Genomic DNA, 16680 nt, shown 5'->3' with positions numbered 1-16680 from the left:
TCAAGCGGCAAAACCAGCGCGCCGCGTTTTCCCTACTTCGCAAGATCAAAGTGCTACAGCGTCCTTTGCGCGTCCAAAAGGACGCGCGGCGCTGCCGGAAGCTCAGGTCTTCTGCGAGTTGAGCTGGGCGCCGCCGCCATTGTCCTTGTCCATATCCTTGACGATGCCCATGAAGCCGCGCAGGAAGCGCTCCATATAGCTCATCGTCTTGTTGAAATCCTCCTCGCTCGGCAGTTTCGATTCGAGGCGGGCGGAGAGCGAATTCTCCAGCTTGGTGACGCGCTCGTCCATTGCCTTCATCGAGGTCTGCAGGCGGTCGATTTCGTCCTGGAACGCGGCGCGTTCGTCGGCCGCCACCTTGCAGACGAGCTGACCCGAGCGTTCCTCGCAGATCGACATCGCACCGGTCTGCGTGTCCATGCGGACATAGCCGTTGGCGGATTTTTCCAGCCGGTAGCGGTCGGTCTCTTCCGAATAAGCAGATACCGCGACCAGTGAAACCAGCGCGGCGGGGATCAAGATGTGTTGCAGACGCATGTTGTCCTCCATGGCCAAGGCTTGAAATATCGCATGTTTGCGCCGGAAATGGCGAAGACCTTTGGCGTGGTCTTCCCCGCACGACTGGTTCGGACTATAGCGCAACCATGTCTCAGTTTATCTACAAGATAACCCCGCAAGCGCTTTGGCGCGAGGCCGAAGCCAGTGGCCGCTTCACCGGCGCGCCGATCGACGTCGCCGACGGCTTCATACATTTCTCCACGGCGGCGCAGGTCCGGGAAACCGCGGCAAGGCATTTTTCCGGCCAGACAGACCTTCTGCTGGTCGCCGTCGACGAAGTCAGCCTGGGCGACGCCCTGAAATACGAGGTTTCACGCGGCGGCGCGCTGTTTCCGCATCTTTACGGTGTGCTGGAGCTGGATACCGTCAAATGGGTGCGGCCGCTGCCGCTCGGTGCCGACGGTACGCATCAATTCCCGCCGTTGGAGGGGCAATGAGCGTGCTCGACCGGCTCGGCCAGAAACTGCTGTTCACCTTCGATCCTGAAACCGCGCACGGCCTGTCGATCGCAGCGCTGCGCTGCGGCCTGCCGGCCGGCGTGCGGACGGTGCGCGACATCAGGCTGAAGGTCAGCCTTTGCGGCCTCGATTTCCCCAACCCGCTCGGCATGGCGGCCGGATACGACAAGAATGCCGAGGTGCCCGACGCACTGCTTGGCCTTGGCTTCGGCTTTGCCGAGGTCGGCACCGTCACGCCGCTGTCGCAGGCCGGCAATCCGAAGCCGCGCATCTTCCGGCTGACGGCGGATGAAGCCGTGATCAACCGGCTGGGCTTCAACAATGAAGGTCATGCGGCGGCTGAAAGACGCCTTGCCGCGCGCAAGGGACGTTCCGGCATTGTCGGCGTCAACATCGGCGCCAACAAGGACAGCGCCGATCGCATCGGCGACTATGAGCGCGGCGTCACCCGCTTTGCCCCCTATGCCAGCTACCTCACGGTCAACATCTCCTCGCCCAACACGCCCGGCCTGCGCAACATGCAAGCACGCGAGCAGCTCGGCGAACTCTTGTCGCGTGTCATGGCCGCGCGTGCGTCAGCCGCAGCCCAGCCGCCCATTTTCCTCAAGATCGCGCCGGATCTGGTCGAGGCCGAGCTGGAGGATATCGCCGCCGAGGTTATTGAAAAACGGATCGACGGCATCATCGTCTCCAACACCACCATTTCGCGGCCGCCGCTGCGCAGCGGCGACGTCGCACGCGAAACCGGCGGGCTTTCGGGAAAACCGCTGTTCGAACGCTCGACCACCGTGCTGGCGAAGATGCGCAAGCTGCTCGGGCCGGGCATCGCCATCATCGGGGTCGGCGGCGTCGATTCCGCCGAGACCACGCTGGAGAAAATCCGCGCCGGAGCCGATCTGGTGCAGCTCTACACCGGCATGATCTATGCCGGACCCGCGCTGCCGGGCCGTATCGTCGCCGGCATGGCACGCTTTTGCGAGGCGGAGCGGTTGAAGTCCATTGGCGAATTGCGCGACAGCCACCTCGATCGGTGGGCGTCCAAGCCGCTCAGCTGAACGCCGTCCGCACCCGCAGCCGCAAAATGGTCAGCAGGCTGAAACCGCGCGCCAGCAGAAAAACGTGCAGCGCCGCCCACAGGCCATGATTGCCGAAGGCAGGCGCCAGCGTCAGCAGCGCGACGGCAAAGACCAGGAACGACAGCAACATCATGTTGCGCATGTCGCGCGACCAGGTTGCGCCGATGAAGACGCCATCCATCTGGAACGCCAGCACGCCGCTCAGCGCGGTGAACGCCGCCCAGGGCAAATAGATGTCGGCCACGGAGCGCACCTCCTGCGAGGTTGTGACGATGGCGACCAGATTGGCGCCTGCCGACAGCAGCACCAGGGTCGCGGCGCCGGCCAGCCCTAACCCCCAGAACAGGGTCAGCCGCACCGCCTGCCGGAAGGGCTGTTCGGCGCGCGCGCCGACGGCGCGGCCCGCGAGCTGCTCGGCCGCGGTGGCAAATCCGTCGAGGAAATAGCCGGCGACAAGGAAGAAGTTCATCAACACCGCGTTGGCGGCCAACGTCACCGTGCCGAACTGCGCGCCCTGGCGGGTGAACAGTGCGAAGGCGGCAAGCAGCGAGAACGAGCGGATCATGATATCGCGGTTGAGCGACAGCATGCGCAGGAAGGCGGCCATGTCGAGCAGCCGATGGCGCGGCAAGGGCGAGGTCGCGCGGAAGCGGCGGACCACGATGGCGAGACCCAGCAGCATGGCCAGGAATTCGCCCGTGACGGTCGCCCAGGCGACGCCGGCAACGCCCCAGCCAAGCTCCAGGCCAAGCAGGAAGCAGAGCGCGATGTTGATGCCGTTGAGCACCAGTTGCAGCACAAGGCCGAGCCCGCCCTCGCCACGCCCCAACACATAGCCGAGAATGGCGTAATTGATCAGCGAGAACGGTGCGGCAAGCAGCCTGATCCTGATGTAGACGCCCATCGCCTCGCTGACGCGCGGTTCGGCGCCCATGAACCATTGGCCTGCGATGGCGATCAGCGGCGAAAGCGCCGCCAGCACGATGCCGGCAACGACCGCGATCAGCACGGCGCGCCAGAACACCGCCTGTTCCTCCAGCGCGTCGCCACGCCCGAAAGCCTGGGCAACGAGGCCGGTGGTGCCAGAACGCAGGAAATTGAAGCTGGTGAAGACGACGTCGAAAACGAGCGCGCCCGCAGCAAGGCCGCCGAGAAGAGCCGCGTCGCCGAACTGGCCGACAACAGCCGTGTCGACCAGGCCGAGCATCGGCGTGGTCAAATAGGCGAGCGTCATTGGCACCGCTATGGCGAGCACGGAACGGTTGGTGACGACAAAAGATCTGGCGTCGACTGGAGTTGCGCCCTTGTCCAAGGGATTGCTGCCTTGCTGATTTGCGGCTTGATCGAAGAGCCGATGTGCCCCATTTTCCGCCCACCGCGCAATCATTCTTCCCGCGATGGCCAACCGAAATCCCGGTCTGGCGCGAAGCCGCCGGATTCTGTTCATGCCCCTGCAGATCGTCCACCACCCCGACTACGACGCCGGCTTTGCCACCAACCATCGCTTCCCGATGAGCAAGTACCCGCTGCTGATGGAGGCTTTGCGCGCACGCGGCCTGGCCAGGCCTGAAGCGCTCAACACGGCTGAGCCGGCGCCTGCATCATGGTTGAAGCTTGCCCATGCCGCCGACTATGTCGACCAGGTCATCAGCTGTTCGGTGCCGGAAAAAATCGAACGCGAGATCGGCTTTCCGGTCGGCCCCCGCGTTTCGCTGCGCGCGCAGCTTGCCACCGGCGGCACGATGCTGGCGGCGCGGCTCGCCTTGCGCCATGGCATCGCCTGCAACACCGCGGGCGGCAGCCATCATGCGCGGCGCGCGCAAGGCGCCGGCTTCTGCACCTTCAACGACGTTGCCGTCGCCTCGCTGGTGCTGCTCGGCGAGGGTGCCGCGCAAAACATCCTGGTCGTCGATCTCGACGTGCATCAGGGCGATGGCACCGCGGACATTCTGGGAGACGAGCCAGGCGTGTTCACCTTCTCCATGCATGGCGAGCGCAACTATCCCGTGCGCAAGATCGCCTCCGATCTCGACATCGCGCTTCCCGACGGCACGGGCGATGCCGGCTATCTCCGGAGGCTGGCCACGATCCTGCCGGAGCTGTCGGCCCGGGCGCGCTGGGACATCGTTTTCTACAATGCGGGCGTCGACGTCCACGCCGAGGACCGGCTTGGCAGGCTGGCGCTTTCCAATGACGGCCTGCGCGCCCGCGACGAGATGGTCATCGGCCATTTTCGTGCGCTCGGCATTCCGGTCTGCGGCGTCATCGGCGGCGGCTATTCCACTGATGTGCCGGCCCTTGCCGCACGGCACGCCATCCTGTTCGAGGTTGCCTCGGCCTGCGCCTAGATTGCTCTAAAAGTCATTTCCGATAGTTGGCGATCCTGAGCAGGATGAAAGCCGGCACGACGATCGCGGCACCAAGCAGGATGTAGCCGAGGAAGCGGTCAATGGCGTGGAAGCCCAGGTTCCAGAGGTCGATAAAGAACTTTTGGATGCCGTAGAAGACATCCATCGGCGACCAGCCGAAGGCATTCATGACAAGGCCGACGAGGAACGACACCACCAGCAGCTTCAGGATCACCCTGAGCGGCGAGTCGCCGAGGAAGCGCGTCAGTGCGGACAAGGTCGTCTCCCGATTGAGATGCCCAGACTCAGAGGCATGGCCCAGAGATACGTGCTTGGCGGCCATCCATCAAGCGCGGTTGTGCCCGGGGAAGCCTGGAACAGGTGATCGAGACGCCGAGCCTCAGACGGCTCGCAATTCTTTAATATAGGTAAACAAGATCATTTTAATTTGTTGAAAATAAAGCACAAAATCGTCATTTTTCGATTTCGCGCAATGTGCGTGCAATTTTCACTTGCGAGACAGTCGGCGTCTTTCAGGTGACTGGTTGCGCGGCGCTCCGCCCCCCTACCACAGCTGGCGAACGCCAGTCTCAGGACCGTGCAGCCACCCCTGAAAGACACCAAACCGGAGCCTGACCGCCCTAACGGCCAAGCTCCTCGGGAGTTAACCTGCGTGTCGATTGCTGGATGCGCGTTTGTGTTGGAGTAATGCTGTGTCCTCTCGAGTAAAGATCGTCCTGACGGCGGCTGGCCTCGCCTTTTGCCTTCTCGGGCCGGCGATGGCCGCCGACCTTTCACCCACCTACAACGACCCGCCCGCCTTCCAGTGGAGCGGCGCCTATGTCGGCGTCCATGGCGGCACGGCGTTCACCGGGATGCCAAACCCGTTTGCAGGCCGCAATGGCTTCAGCGGCGGCGTCCAGGCCGGCTACAACCAGCAAATGGGTCCCGCCGTTCTCGGCGCCGAGATCGAAGGCTCTTATCTGGGCGGCGCCGAACACGACGTCCGGGGCGGCAAGATCAAGGAGAAATGGCGCGGTGCCGCCAAGGCCAAGGCTGGATTGAGCTTCGACCAGACGCTGCTGTTTGGCACCGGCGGTGTGGCTCTGACCAAGTTCGACAAGGGCGACAACGTCAGCAGCACCGACGAATGGAAGGTCGGCTACCTCCTGGGCGCCGGCATCGAGCAGGGCTTCGCCGGCGGGCTGTCCGCCAAGGTCGAGTACGACTATGTCCGCACCCCCGGCGTCGAGACGACATCGGCTCTTGGCACGTCGAAGACGACGATCGGTAGTCATGAACTGAAGGCCGGCATCAACTACCGGTTCTAGTACGGGCGAACCGGATTGCACGATGCCGCTGGGCATCGCGCAATCCGGTGTCTCGATGTCCACCGCACAGCGGCTTTTTCCGCAATGGCGCCCTTCCCACGCGTCCCTGCAATGTCGATGCAATCTTCGCGATCTAGGTCCGTGCGTGAATTTTTCACCATGGGAATCTGTTCCAATATGTCCAAGCATGGCGCCAGCCTCCTGACACAGGCCCCGAAGGTCTTCTTCATCGCAATCGCGCTCGCAGGCTGTGCCTCCGACATCATGAAGAACTATGTCGGGCAGCCGGTCGAATCGGTCGTCCTTGATTATGGTCCGCCCACGGCGATCGTCGATCTTGGCCAGGGTGAGCGCGCCTATCAGTGGCGCAAGTTGTCGACGTCAGCGGTTTCCGGAACATCGAGCGGCGAGGTTCGCGAGACAAAGCACGGAACCGTCTATGAAGAGACCGAGACGCCCGGCTATATCGAGCGTCAGGAATGCTTCTACACATTCTATGCCCGCGCTTCCGGCGGTCGCTGGTTCATCACCAATTTCCGCCAGCCAAAGCTGGAATGCGAATGAATCGCCGCGGCCGGAGACCCCGACTGGCCGCGGATAAAGGAGACTATTCATGCGCGTCCTGTTGATCGAGGACGAACCGGAAATGGCCTCCGTGCTGAAGGCCGCGCTCGAGCGTGTGGACATCATCGTCGACCATGCAGCGACATTGGCCGATGCCGAGGCGATGGCCCGCCTGGGCTATCACGACGCGGTGGTGCTGGACCGCCGGCTACCGGATGGCGACGGTCTCAACCTCATACAGCGCCTGCGTGCCTTGCATCTGGATGTGCCTGTCATCGCACTGACGGCGATGAGCGGGTTGGACGACCGGGTCGCCGGGCTCGATGCCGGCGCCGACGATTACATGGTCAAGCCCCTCGCCACGGTGGAACTCGTCGCGCGGCTTCATGCCTTGCACCGGCGCTCGTTCACCTCGCGCGCCAACCAGACGATGGTCGGCCGCCTCACCTATGATTTCCGCCATCGCGAGGCGCTGATCGAGGACCAGGCGCTCGATCTGCCGCGGCGCGAGAGGCTGGTGCTTGAAACGCTGATCCGCCGGCCGGGCCGGACCATCATGCGCAGCGCGCTAGAAGAGGCCGTCTACGCGTTCGACGACGAGATCGGCTCCAATGCGCTCGATGCGCATATTTCGCGGCTGCGCCGCAAGCTCGACGATGTCGCCGCCGGCATCGAGATCCGGGCGATCCGCAACCTCGGCTATCTTCTGCGGGCGGTCTCGTGAAGAAGGTCCGTACCGGCTCGCTGCAATGGATCCTGGTCCGGCGGCTGATCCTGCTGCAGGCGGCGACGCTGCTCATCTTCATCGTGCTTTGCGCGGCAGCCCTTTGGATCGCCAACCCGCGCCTGCTGATCGACAATGAGGCCGCCGTCGCGGCCGTCAAGGATGCGGTCGACCGGGACAAGGACGGCAGGCTGATCGTGCGTGAAACGGAAGAACTCACCGCGTTTCGCGAGAGCTTCCCCAATGTCTGGTACATCGTTCGCGACGGCAGCGGCGGGAGCGTCCGTGCCGGCAACATACCCGACATCTACACCAAAGGCTTCGGCGAGCTGCTTGACAGGGCCGATCACGCCACGATCGGATTCTCCGACAAGGACATGCGGCCGGAAGCCTTTATCGAAAACGCGTCGACCAAGGCCGGCACGGTGCAGATCGTCGCCGCGACGCAGTCGTCGCGCCAACAGACAGACGGCCTCGAGATCAACATTTCGGCCACTGTCGAAGTCGCCCGCAATCCAGACGGCAGCAGGAATTGGGAGCGCGCCCTGCCGGCCCTCGCGCTCGTCATCGCGATCCTGCTTTTGCCCATAATCCTCGTCATGGGCGCGACGACGCTGGTGACGACGCCAGCCGTGGTGCGCCGTTCCTTCGCCGGCCTTGTCGAAACGGTCCGCCAGGCAGCGCGCATCGACATCGGCACCCGCGCCATGCAACTGCCGGTCAAGCAGGTGCCGCAGGAAATCGCGCCGCTCGTGCATGCCTTCAACGAGGCGCTTGCCCGCCTCGCCCACGGCTATGACCGCCACAACCGCTTCCTCACCGACGCGGCGCATGAACTGCGCACGCCGATCGCCATCCTGCGCACACGCGCTGAATTGCTGAAGCAGGAGCCACAGAGCGCCCGGCTGCTGCAAGATATCGAACGCCTGTCGCATCTTGCCCAGCAACTGCTCGACCATCAGTTGCTCGACCGCTCGTCGGACCAGCGCCAGATCGTCGATCTCGACGATCTCGTCAGCCGGGTGGCGGCCGACTTCGCACCGCTGGCCATCGAGGCTGGCTATGACCTTGCCTTCGAGCCGTCGCCAAACAAGGCCCGAGTAGAAATCAATGTCCTGCAGATCGACCGGGCGCTCGCCAACCTCGTGCGCAACGCGATCGAGCATGGCGGCGGCAGCGGCACGATCACGATCGCCATCGACGAGGCCGGTGGAATCGAGGTGCGCGACGAAGGGCCGGGCATTCCCGCGGAAGAGCGCGAGAACGTCTTCGAGCCCTTCTATCGCTTGCAGCCGCAGTCGCGCGGCGCGGGGCTGGGACTGAACCTCGCCCGGCAGATCGCGCTGCTGCATGACGGGACGATCCGCATCCTGACGGGCTCCTGGCGCGGCGCCCGCATCCGCATGGAGTTGCCGGTGCGTTCGTGACGTGCCGAGCCATCGTCTCGGCCGGCCGAAGCCCCCATGTCGATCCCTGGCTTATCTGTTTTCTAACCAATTGCCGCTATTGCCATTCCAAGAGCGGGAGCCAGGCTTTGGTGGGAACGGGAAAAATCGGCGCGCGCCGCGCGGTCACGCTTTCGGTCGTCGTGCCATGCTACAATGAGCGTGACGGCGTGGCCGAGCTTCACCGACGCGTCAGCGCCGTATGCCTTGAGCAAAGCCATTCCTACGAGATCGTGCTTGTCATCGACGGGGCGACCGACGGCACCCGCGAGGCCATTTTCGAACTGGCCGAAAAGGACGACCATGTCGTCGCCATCGACCTTGCCCGCAATTACGGCCACCAGATCGCCTTGAGCGCGGGGCTGGAATTCTGCCGCGGCGAGCGCATCCTCATTCTCGACGCCGATCTCCAGGATCCGCCCGAACTGCTCGGCGCGATGATGGCGAAGATGGATGAAGGCTTCGATGTCGTCTACGGCCAGAGGGTGAAGCGCGACGGTGAAGGCTGGTTCAAGCTGGCCTCCGCCTCGATGTTCTACCGCCTGCTCGGCCGGATGGTCGATGTCGAGATCGCACCGGACTCCGGAGACTTCCGGCTGATGAGCCGCCGGGCGCTCGACCATCTGAATGCGATGCCCGAACGCTACAGGTTCATTCGCGGCATGGTGAGCTGGATCGGGCTCAGGCAGGTCGCCTTCCCCTATGAGAGGCACCGCCGCTTTGCCGGCACCACCCACTATCCGCTGAAGAAGATGATCCTGCTGGCGGTCGACGCGATGACCAGCTTTTCGATCGTGCCTTTGCGGTTTGCCTCGATGCTGGGGATGATGTTCGGCCTGCTCGGCCTGGTCGTGCTCGGCTATACACTGCTTGAATGGTCCAGGGGCAACGTGGTGCCCGGCTGGACGAGCCTTGCCGCGATCATGCTGATCCTGGGCAGCGTCCAGCTTCTGGTGCTCGGCATTTTCGGCGAGTATCTCGGCCGCATGTACATGGAGACGAAGCGGCGGCCGCTCTACTTCGTTAACGAAATCGTTTCGCGCGACCAGCCGGCCAAGGACAGCGACCTGCCCGTCCATCGCCTGCAGGAGATGGCGAAAAGAGCCGCGCGTGGCTGAGGCGAAGGTCGAGCGGATGCAAGGGGAACGGCATGGGCAGGATGCGGTCGGCTCTTCCGTTTGACGTCTCGCGGATGCTGCGCTTTGGCGCCGTCATGTATGCAGGCCTCATCGCAATCGCGAAGGCGACACCGTCACCTGGAGCCGTGACATGAACCAGGCCGCTGCAATCGCGACGGCGACGCCATCGCTCGGGGACGCGCAACGCAGCAGGCTGATACTTTGCCTTCTCTGCGCCTGCCTGGTCGCCTATTGGCTTGCCACCTCTGCCAGCGCGATGCTTCAGGATCCCGACAGTTGGTGGCAAGTGAAGGTCGGGCTGGACTTTCTGGACAACCGGACGTTTCCCGTCGTCGACCCCTATTCCTATACGTTCGCCGGTCAGCCCTGGATCGCCAAGGAATGGCTGGGGCAGGTCTTTCTGGCCCTCGCCTACCGTGCCGGCGGCTGGAATGGCGTCGTCACACTGATCATCGCCACGGTCAGCTTGACGGTCTTCCTGATGGGATGGTTCCTCAGCGCATGGCTGAAGCCGACACTGGCGATAGCGCTGGCCTTCGCCGCGGCTTTGCTGATCGCCCCGATCTATACGGCTCGTCCACACGTCTTCACCTTGCCGATCATCGTCGTCTGGACGGCAATGCTGTTTCGCGCCGCGCAGGAAGAGAGAGCCCCGCCTTTGTGGCTGCTCGTGCTTGTGGTCTTGTGGGCCAACCTTCATGCCACGTTCACCCTTAGCTTCGTCATTGCTGCCTTTGCCGGGCTCGATCTCCTGGCGCGCTCGGGCTTGTCGAAACCCGCCCTCCTGGCAAAATGGGTTGCTTTCGGCCTGCTCTGTCCGCTGGTCAGCCTGATGCATCCCTATGGGATGAAAGCCATCCTGGCGACGTTCACGGTGGCCTATGGCAACGAGGCGGTGCCACTCATCCTGGAGTGGCGGGCGTTCAACGCGCAGGAGCAGGTCTTCCAGGAAGCGGTGATGCTGTTGGCGCTTTTCGGACTTTTAGTATCGAGGCTGCGGATCGGCTGGGCCAAGGCGGTGTTCATCGTCTTCGCCTTGCATGTCTATCTCGCCCATCTGCGGTTTGTATATCTGCCCTTCCTGCTGATCCCCCTGGTGATCGCGGTCGAGGTGGCCCGGCAATACCCCACAGTCTCGACCACGACCTGGCTGGCGGAAAAGCGTGACGGACTGGAAAAACTCTTCGCCAGCCAGTTTTACGCGATCTGCGGCGCAATCGCTGTCCTGCTGGTCGGTGCGGTCGTCATCCTCGGCAGTGCCTACCAGGTTGCGCCGAGCCCGAAGACGGCGGCCAGCGGCGCCCTCGCATACGCACGGGATCACCAGCTTTCCGGCAACGTGCTGAATTCCTATAATTTCGGCGGCACGCTGATTTTCCACGACATCAAGACCTATGTCGACGGCAGGACGGACCAGTTGTTCCTCGGCGGCTTCACGAAAGCCGAGGACGCGACGGGACACAGCGACGGAAAACCACTGCTCGAGGCCCAACTGAAGAAATACGCCATCGGCTGGGCACTCCTTACATCAGACGATACCCGCATCCCCTTCTTCGCGGAGTTGGGCTGGAAGCGAGCCTATGCGGACGACGACGCCGTGATCTACCTGCCCCCCGGCGCCTGACTTACAGCGTCCGGACGAAACCGGTTTCGTCAGCGTTCGAAGGTCTGGCGTCCGCCTTGACATGGATGTTGCAGTGCAGCAAACTTGTGTTGCAGAGCACAGTCCGTAAAGCCCACGAGCCACGATTTTTCGAACGACGGGGACATCGCCGCATGAGGAGCATGTCAGGTTCTGCCGCACGGCTGCCAAGGACCACGGCGTACGGACCCGCCGAATGAACTACAGGCGCGATATTGATGGCCTGCGGGCCGTTGCGGTGCTGCCCGTCGTGCTCTTCCATTTCGGCGTATCGGCCATTCCCGGCGGCTTCACCGGTGTCGATATCTTCTTCGTCATATCGGGCTATCTGATCAGCGGCAGCCTGCTCGACGATCTCGAGCGCGGCCAGTTCTCGATCGGCCGCTTTTACTGGCGCCGCGCGCGGCGCATCCTGCCGGCGCTGACCTTCGTCATCCTGCTCGCCAGTATCGCCGCCTGGTTCATCCTCCTGCCGTCGGATCTCCATGAGTACAGCCTCAGCGTGATCGCGGCCTCGACCTTCTGGTCGAACATCTATTTCTGGAAAACGACCAACTATTTTTCCATCGACGCGGAACTGCGGCCGCTTTTGCACACATGGTCGCTTTCGGTCGAGGAGCAGTATTATATCTTCGCGCCGGTCCTCGTATATCTGATCTACCGATACGCCTCGAAGCGCTGGCTGACGATATTGCTGCCGATTGCCATAGGCAGTTTTGCCCTGGCGGTCATGGCAACCACGCTGGCGCCGACCGCCGGCTTCTACCTCTTGCCGACGCGCATCTGGGAACTGGCGCTGGGCGCCATGCTGATGCTGAGAAAGCCGCCGGCGCTTGCCAGTCGTCCGCTGACTGAACTGATCGGGCTGGCCGGTTTTGGCCTGATCGCCTTCGGCTTCCTGACGATTTCGGAAAGCGATCCGTTTCCGGGCTACAATGCCCTGTTTCCCTGCATCGGAACGGCGCTGCTCATCTATGCTGGCCAGCCCCATGCGGACAGGCCGGTCCCTGTCGCCACGCAGGTGCTGCGGCTCACACCGCTGGTGTGGATCGGCCTTATCTCCTATTCGCTCTACCTCGTTCACTGGCCGATCAATTCGTTCGTCCATTATCTCTCGCTCAAGGCCATCGGCGTGCCGACGATCATGGCGATGATCGTGGCCAGCGTCGCGCTGGCGACGTTCTCGTGGAAATATGTCGAGCAGCCCTTCCGCCAGAAGCGGGCCTTCACTGCCCCCCTGCCCATCTTCGCGTTCTCGGCGACGGCGATCGCCCTGTTGTGCGTCGTCGGCTTGGCTGGTGCGCTGGGCAAGGGTTTTCCGCAGCGGTTCCCCGATTTCTCGACGGAACGGGTCCTGGTGGGTGACTGGCGCAACGGCGTCTGTTTCAACGAGGGCGGGAGCCGGATCGAGAACTGGAACCTCGCCGACTGCACGCGGACGCATGGCTTTGCCACCAATGTGCTGCTGTGGGGCGATTCCTTCGCCGCGCACTACGTATCGGGGCTGGAGGCCAATGCACAGAAGATCCAGGCCAACGTCGTCCAGTACACCTATGCCGGCTGCCCGCCCAATCTGAGCTACTTCTCCTATGCTCGGCCGGCCTGCACGCGCTTCAACGAACGGGCGCTGTCGATCATCCGCGATGCCAACATCCAGGCGGTGATCCTGAGCGGCAGATGGACCGACTACCAGGCAAGGGGCTTTGACGGCCTGCAGAAGACGGTGGACCGGCTGCGCGACATGGGCGTCAAGGTCTACGTCATCGGCCAGTCTCCGGAGTTCATCGCCGACGTCCAGAAAATCGCGTTCTTCGCAAAACGGGAGCACGCCGCGAACACATCCTGGCCGATGGCCATGGATCCGGACATCAACAAGCAGGTGTTGCCATTCGTCAAAGGGGCAACTTTCATCGACCCGTTGGCCTATCTGTGCGACCCAGCAGGCTGCTCCTATGCCGACGCCGGCACCCGGCAGTTCCTCTACTTCGACTACGGTCATTTCTCGTCCGCCGGCGCGACGCTCGCCATCTCGAAATACTGGCCAAGCTTTGCCGCCAGCAACAAGGTCGCCAAGGCAAAATAGGAATCGCGGCCAGCGCCGAGGGAGGCGAAAGAGCGTTTGTTCGAGGAACCGCTTTGCGATTGCCCGAAGGCCGAACCTCATGGTAACGAGAGCACGCGCGGGTATGATGTAATGGTAGCCTGTCAGCTTCCCAAGCTGAACGCGCGGGTTCGATTCCCGCTACCCGCTCCAGTTTGCCGCCCCGGATTTTGCTGCTGATTTGATCGGTGCCGGAACCTGCCGAAATGGCTGAGCCGGCACGAATTGGTCACGCGTACCTATCCCCAGCCAATGCGCATCTGCTTCTTGAGAAAGCCGGGCGAGGTTGTCGATGTTTCGCGGCGCCACCTTACCCGCACAGCCGCGTGGCGACGACACCGGCCACGTCGCGGTGGCCGGCCTTTTCGTCAACGGTTCGTCACAGCCAGACGCGGAGCCACACCCGCTCGCGCCAGCAACGCACATGACGGCGTCCATGGCGCCAGTAACGACGGCAAACCCGTCTCCAGCCGCGGCGCCGCCGCCTCTCTCCGTAATGGCGATCTCCGTAGTAGCGATGATGCCAACGACGGTGAGAGACCTTTTCCACTTCGAGGTCGTCATCGCCTTCGAAGACAGCCGGATCCGGCTTGTCCAGTTCATCGAGAATTCCGTTGCCCTGAGGAATACCGGCAACCGCGCGGCCGGGTCCGACTACACCCGCAAACGCTACGGCCCCAGCAACGCCCAGCATTCCAGTGAGAAACAACCGACGTTCCATCAAAACCTCCCGAGTTGTTGACATCGGCACCTCGTTCCCTCGCCCAAAACGGGCTCCAGCGAGCACGCCGATTTGGCTGAACGCGCGACTGCACTTCTTGTTCCATCACCCCACTTCGCGCAGGATGAAGTCGTGAAGCATCTTGGCGGCCGGCGACAGCGCGCGATTCCTGACCGTGATCAGGCTGTAGGGCCTGACCTCGATGTCGAATTCAGTCTGGACGACATCGATGGCGCCGGCGAGCCCGTCGGGGTTCTGGATGAATTTCGCCACCTGCACCGAGACCGGCGCGATGGCGTCGGACTGCGCGACCATGACCAGCGTCAGGAGCAGCGAACTGGTGTTGAGGATCCGGTCCGGTAGCGCGATGTTGCGGTTGAGGAAATTGCTCTCCATCGCCTGACGCAAAGGCGAGCCGCCCGACTGGAAGACCCAGTCATAGGCGGCAGTGTCTTCCAGCCGCACCACGCTGCCCCTGGTCAGCGGGTGGCCCCGACGCACGATCAGGCAGGCTTTCTCGACACCGATGACACGCGATTCGAACAGCCGCGGATTGAGATCGTCAGGGATGCGCGCAATGATGAAATCATGGCGTGAGGCGATCAGTTCGCGCGCCAGCACATTCGAGGTCTCGACCTGCATCGTGATCTCGATGCGTGGATAGATGCGGCGGATTTCGCGGATCGCCGGCACCGCCAGTTCGATCGCCGGCGCCGTCACGGCACCGAGAAACACGGAACCGCCCTTGCCCGCCTTGAGTTCGGAAATCTCGCGGTCGACCTCGCGCATCTCCAGCAGGATCGAACGCGCACGCCTGGCCAAGGCCTTGCCGTAGGGCGTCAGCGTGATGCCGCGCGGCAGCCTCTCGCACAGCTTGACCTCGAGCACCGCCTCCATCTCGGCAATCATGCGCGATGCCGCCGGCTGCGAAATGTTCATGACCTGCGCAGCCGCGCTCACCCGGCCATGATCGTCGAGCGCGACGATCATGCGCATATGACGCAGGCTGAGGCCGCTGCGCAGCAGGGTTTCGCCATCGCCCGGAGTCTCGTTGTAGCTATTTGAACCCGCAGCCGGATTCCGTAACGCCGCCATGGTTTTTTCCTGCCTCCGCTCGCGGCCCGCCGGCATTTGCCAGCAACCCCGTCACGCGTCATAACATATACCACTTGCGGTATAGCAACCATCAAAGATCGCATTTGACAGTTATGGCAAAAGGGCGGCAACGTCACCGTGTTCCGAGACGCAACGGTCGCCAACGATAAAATCGTATCGATTGAAATCAGCGGCTCGGGGCCATGGGAGGATACCGGAGATCGATATGACGGCAGCAGTGCCTTGGCGCTTCTGCACGATTGCGCGGCCCGCGACCCCCGGGGTGCTGCGTCCATCAACCAGGGAGAGTTACGTGAAAATCATCAAGACACTGGCCGCAGTCGCGGCTCTTGGCATCGCTGCCATGACCTATTCGGCGCACGCGGCCGACAAGGGTCTCGTCGGCGTGCTGATGCCGACCAAGACTTCGCAGCGCTGGATCAATGACGGCGACGCCGTCAAGTCCCAGCTCGAGGCACTCGGCTACACTGTCGACCTGCAGTATGCGCAGGACGACATCCCCAACCAGCTCAGCCAGCTGGAAAACGAAATCACCAAGGGCCCGAAGGCGCTGATCATCGCCTCGATCGACGGCACCACCCTGTCGGACGCGCTGCAGAAGGCCGCTGACGCGGGCGTCGTCGTTGTCGCCTATGACCGCCTGATCAAGAAGACCGCCAATGTCGACTATTACACCACCTTCGACAATTTCGGCGTCGGCGTGATCCAGGCGAATTCGCTGGTGAAGGGTCTCAAGGAGCGCTTCCCGAACACCAAGCCGTGGAACGTCGAACTGTTCGGCGGCTCGCCCGACGACAACAATGCCTTCTTCTTCTACAATGGTGCGATTTCCGTCCTGCAGCCGCTGATCGACGACGGCTCGATCAAGATCAAGTCCGGTCAGATGGGCATGGACAAGGTCGGCACGCTGCGCTGGCTCGCCGCCACCGCCCAGGCGCGCATGGACAACCTGCTCTCGGCCAACTACTCGGACGGCAGCCGCGTCGATGGCGTTCTGTCGCCCTATGACGGCCTGTCGCGCGGCATCACCGCCTCGCTGCGCGCCGTGGGCTACGGCACGGCCGCCCAGCCCTGGCCTGTTGTGACCGGTCAGGACGCCGAGACCGCCTCGGTCAAGCTGATCATCTCGGGCGAGCAGTATTCGACCGTGTTCAAGGACACCCGCGAACTGGCCAAGTCGACTGTCGAACTGGTCGACAAGGTGCTGTCGGGCGGCAAGCCTGACGGCCTCGACACCAAGACCTACAACAACGACGTCAAGGTGGTTCCCTCGATCCTGCTGACGCCGCATGAGGTCGACAAGTCGAACTACCAGAAGCTGGTCGTCGACTCCGGCTACATCAAGGCCGAAGACCTGAAGTAATCTCGGTTATAAAATCTGGGGTCCTGCGCGACGCAGGGCCCCTTTTCGTTCACAAGCGACCCCGGTATTGTTTCTGCCGGCCTAGAGCAATTCC

The 16680-nt window shown here is 62.9% G+C and carries 16 protein-coding genes and 1 tRNA gene; 13 read left to right on the top strand and 4 right to left on the bottom strand.

From position 1 onward, the window contains the following. Window positions 1-102: 102 nt before the first annotated feature. Window positions 103-537: a hypothetical protein gene (locus D3242_RS13400; protein WP_027047742.1), complete on the bottom strand. Its 435-nt coding sequence runs from the start codon at window positions 535-537 to the stop codon at window positions 103-105. Window positions 538-644: 107 nt separating this feature from the next. Here D3242_RS13400 and D3242_RS13395 point away from each other — a divergent pair, with 107 nt between their 5' ends. Both D3242_RS13395 and D3242_RS13390 read left to right on the top strand, forming a co-directional pair. Further along, complete coding sequence (locus tag D3242_RS13395) at window positions 645-995, top strand: DUF952 domain-containing protein (RefSeq protein WP_038644484.1); 351 nt, start codon at window positions 645-647, stop codon at window positions 993-995. After that, window positions 992-2071, top strand: a complete 1080-nt coding sequence (locus D3242_RS13390) for a quinone-dependent dihydroorotate dehydrogenase (RefSeq protein WP_038644482.1) — start codon at window positions 992-994, stop codon at window positions 2069-2071. Before D3242_RS13395 ends, D3242_RS13390 begins: the two co-directional genes overlap by 4 nt. Here D3242_RS13390 and D3242_RS13385 read toward each other — a convergent pair. Next, entirely contained in the window at window positions 2064-3404 is a 1341-nt protein-coding gene (locus D3242_RS13385; RefSeq protein WP_027047741.1) for an MATE family efflux transporter, read from the bottom strand. The two genes, D3242_RS13390 and D3242_RS13385, sit on opposite strands and share 8 nt — an antisense overlap. A 133-nt stretch (window positions 3405-3537) precedes the next feature. On the opposite strand from D3242_RS13385, the gene D3242_RS13380 reads away from it, so the two are divergent. Further along, window positions 3538-4440: a histone deacetylase family protein gene (locus tag D3242_RS13380; protein ID WP_027047740.1), complete on the top strand. Its 903-nt coding sequence runs from the start codon at window positions 3538-3540 to the stop codon at window positions 4438-4440. 13 nt (window positions 4441-4453) lie between these two features. On the opposite strand, the gene D3242_RS13375 is transcribed toward D3242_RS13380, so the two are convergent. Further along, window positions 4454-4717, bottom strand: coding sequence for a DUF6460 domain-containing protein (locus D3242_RS13375; RefSeq protein ID WP_027047739.1), 264 nt, complete (start codon window positions 4715-4717; stop codon window positions 4454-4456). Between the two features lie 436 nt (window positions 4718-5153). On the opposite strand from D3242_RS13375, the gene D3242_RS13370 reads away from it, so the two are divergent. The 9 genes from D3242_RS13370 (at window position 5154) to D3242_RS33485 (ending at window position 14128) form a co-directional block, all read left to right on the top strand. Further along, window positions 5154-5771, top strand: a complete 618-nt coding sequence (locus D3242_RS13370; RefSeq protein ID WP_064984678.1) for an outer membrane protein — start codon at window positions 5154-5156, stop codon at window positions 5769-5771. A 177-nt stretch (window positions 5772-5948) separates the two neighbouring features. Continuing rightward, window positions 5949-6335, top strand: a complete 387-nt coding sequence (locus D3242_RS13365) for a hypothetical protein (protein WP_064984677.1) — start codon at window positions 5949-5951, stop codon at window positions 6333-6335. A 49-nt stretch (window positions 6336-6384) separates the two neighbouring features. Continuing rightward, window positions 6385-7059, top strand: coding sequence for a response regulator transcription factor (locus tag D3242_RS13360; protein WP_064984675.1), 675 nt, complete (start codon window positions 6385-6387; stop codon window positions 7057-7059). Continuing rightward, window positions 7056-8486 carry a sensor histidine kinase gene (locus tag D3242_RS13355; protein WP_064984673.1) on the top strand — a complete coding sequence of 477 codons (1431 nt, stop codon included), beginning with the start codon at window positions 7056-7058 and terminating at the stop codon, window positions 8484-8486. Before D3242_RS13360 ends, D3242_RS13355 begins: the two co-directional genes overlap by 4 nt. 110 nt (window positions 8487-8596) lie before the next feature. After that, window positions 8597-9622, top strand: a complete 1026-nt coding sequence (locus D3242_RS13350; protein WP_019863154.1) for a glycosyltransferase family 2 protein — start codon at window positions 8597-8599, stop codon at window positions 9620-9622. 151 nt (window positions 9623-9773) lie between these two features. Next, the gene (locus D3242_RS13345; RefSeq protein WP_064984671.1) at window positions 9774-11267 is read left to right on the top strand and encodes a hypothetical protein; all 1494 of its coding nucleotides are present in this window, start codon (window positions 9774-9776) and stop codon (window positions 11265-11267) included. Window positions 11268-11481: 214 nt separating this feature from the next. Beyond that, the gene (locus D3242_RS13340) at window positions 11482-13368 is read left to right on the top strand and encodes an acyltransferase family protein (protein WP_019863152.1); all 1887 of its coding nucleotides are present in this window, start codon (window positions 11482-11484) and stop codon (window positions 13366-13368) included. A gap of 97 nt (window positions 13369-13465) precedes the next feature. Then, window positions 13466-13539: transfer RNA gene (locus tag D3242_RS13335), tRNA-Gly, on the top strand. Window positions 13540-13678: 139 nt separating this feature from the next. After that, the gene (locus D3242_RS33485) at window positions 13679-14128 is read left to right on the top strand and encodes a hypothetical protein (RefSeq protein ID WP_064984669.1); all 450 of its coding nucleotides are present in this window, start codon (window positions 13679-13681) and stop codon (window positions 14126-14128) included. A gap of 84 nt (window positions 14129-14212) precedes the next feature. Here the strand turns inward: D3242_RS33485 and D3242_RS13325 are convergent, their stop codons facing one another. Then, window positions 14213-15202 (bottom strand): LysR family transcriptional regulator, encoded by a 990-nt coding sequence (locus D3242_RS13325; RefSeq protein ID WP_038652073.1) that lies wholly within the window; start codon window positions 15200-15202, stop codon window positions 14213-14215. Between the two features lie 313 nt (window positions 15203-15515). On the opposite strand from D3242_RS13325, the gene chvE reads away from it, so the two are divergent. After that, window positions 15516-16586 (top strand): multiple monosaccharide ABC transporter substrate-binding protein, encoded by a 1071-nt coding sequence (gene chvE / locus D3242_RS13320; RefSeq protein WP_010913404.1) that lies wholly within the window; start codon window positions 15516-15518, stop codon window positions 16584-16586. Window positions 16587-16680: the final 94 nt, after the last annotated feature.

Origin of the sequence: Mesorhizobium jarvisii (assembly GCF_003601985.1) — a bacterium.
Classification (GTDB): domain Bacteria; phylum Pseudomonadota; class Alphaproteobacteria; order Rhizobiales; family Rhizobiaceae; genus Mesorhizobium; species Mesorhizobium jarvisii.
This window is presented reverse-complemented; position numbering and strand designations above follow the sequence as displayed.

Bases quoted from the DNA above. Each gene is read 5' to 3' on its own strand.
- D3242_RS13380 (WP_027047740.1), top strand. From the start codon at position 3,538: ATGCCCCTGCAGATCGTCCACCACCCCGACTACGACGCCGGCTTTGCC.
- D3242_RS13360 (WP_064984675.1), top strand. From the start codon at position 6,385: ATGCGCGTCCTGTTGATCGAGGACGAACCGGAAATGGCCTCCGTGCTG.
- D3242_RS13365 (WP_064984677.1), top strand. From the start codon at position 5,949: ATGTCCAAGCATGGCGCCAGCCTCCTGACACAGGCCCCGAAGGTCTTC.
- D3242_RS13345 (WP_064984671.1), top strand. From the start codon at position 9,774: ATGAACCAGGCCGCTGCAATCGCGACGGCGACGCCATCGCTCGGGGAC.
- D3242_RS33485 (WP_064984669.1), top strand. From the start codon at position 13,679: ATGTTTCGCGGCGCCACCTTACCCGCACAGCCGCGTGGCGACGACACC.
- D3242_RS13390 (WP_038644482.1), top strand. From the start codon at position 992: ATGAGCGTGCTCGACCGGCTCGGCCAGAAACTGCTGTTCACCTTCGAT.
- D3242_RS13325 (WP_038652073.1), bottom strand. From the start codon at position 15,202: ATGGCGGCGTTACGGAATCCGGCTGCGGGTTCAAATAGCTACAACGAG.
- D3242_RS13400 (WP_027047742.1), bottom strand. From the start codon at position 537: ATGCGTCTGCAACACATCTTGATCCCCGCCGCGCTGGTTTCACTGGTC.
- D3242_RS13340 (WP_019863152.1), top strand. From the start codon at position 11,482: ATGAACTACAGGCGCGATATTGATGGCCTGCGGGCCGTTGCGGTGCTG.
- D3242_RS13395 (WP_038644484.1), top strand. From the start codon at position 645: ATGTCTCAGTTTATCTACAAGATAACCCCGCAAGCGCTTTGGCGCGAG.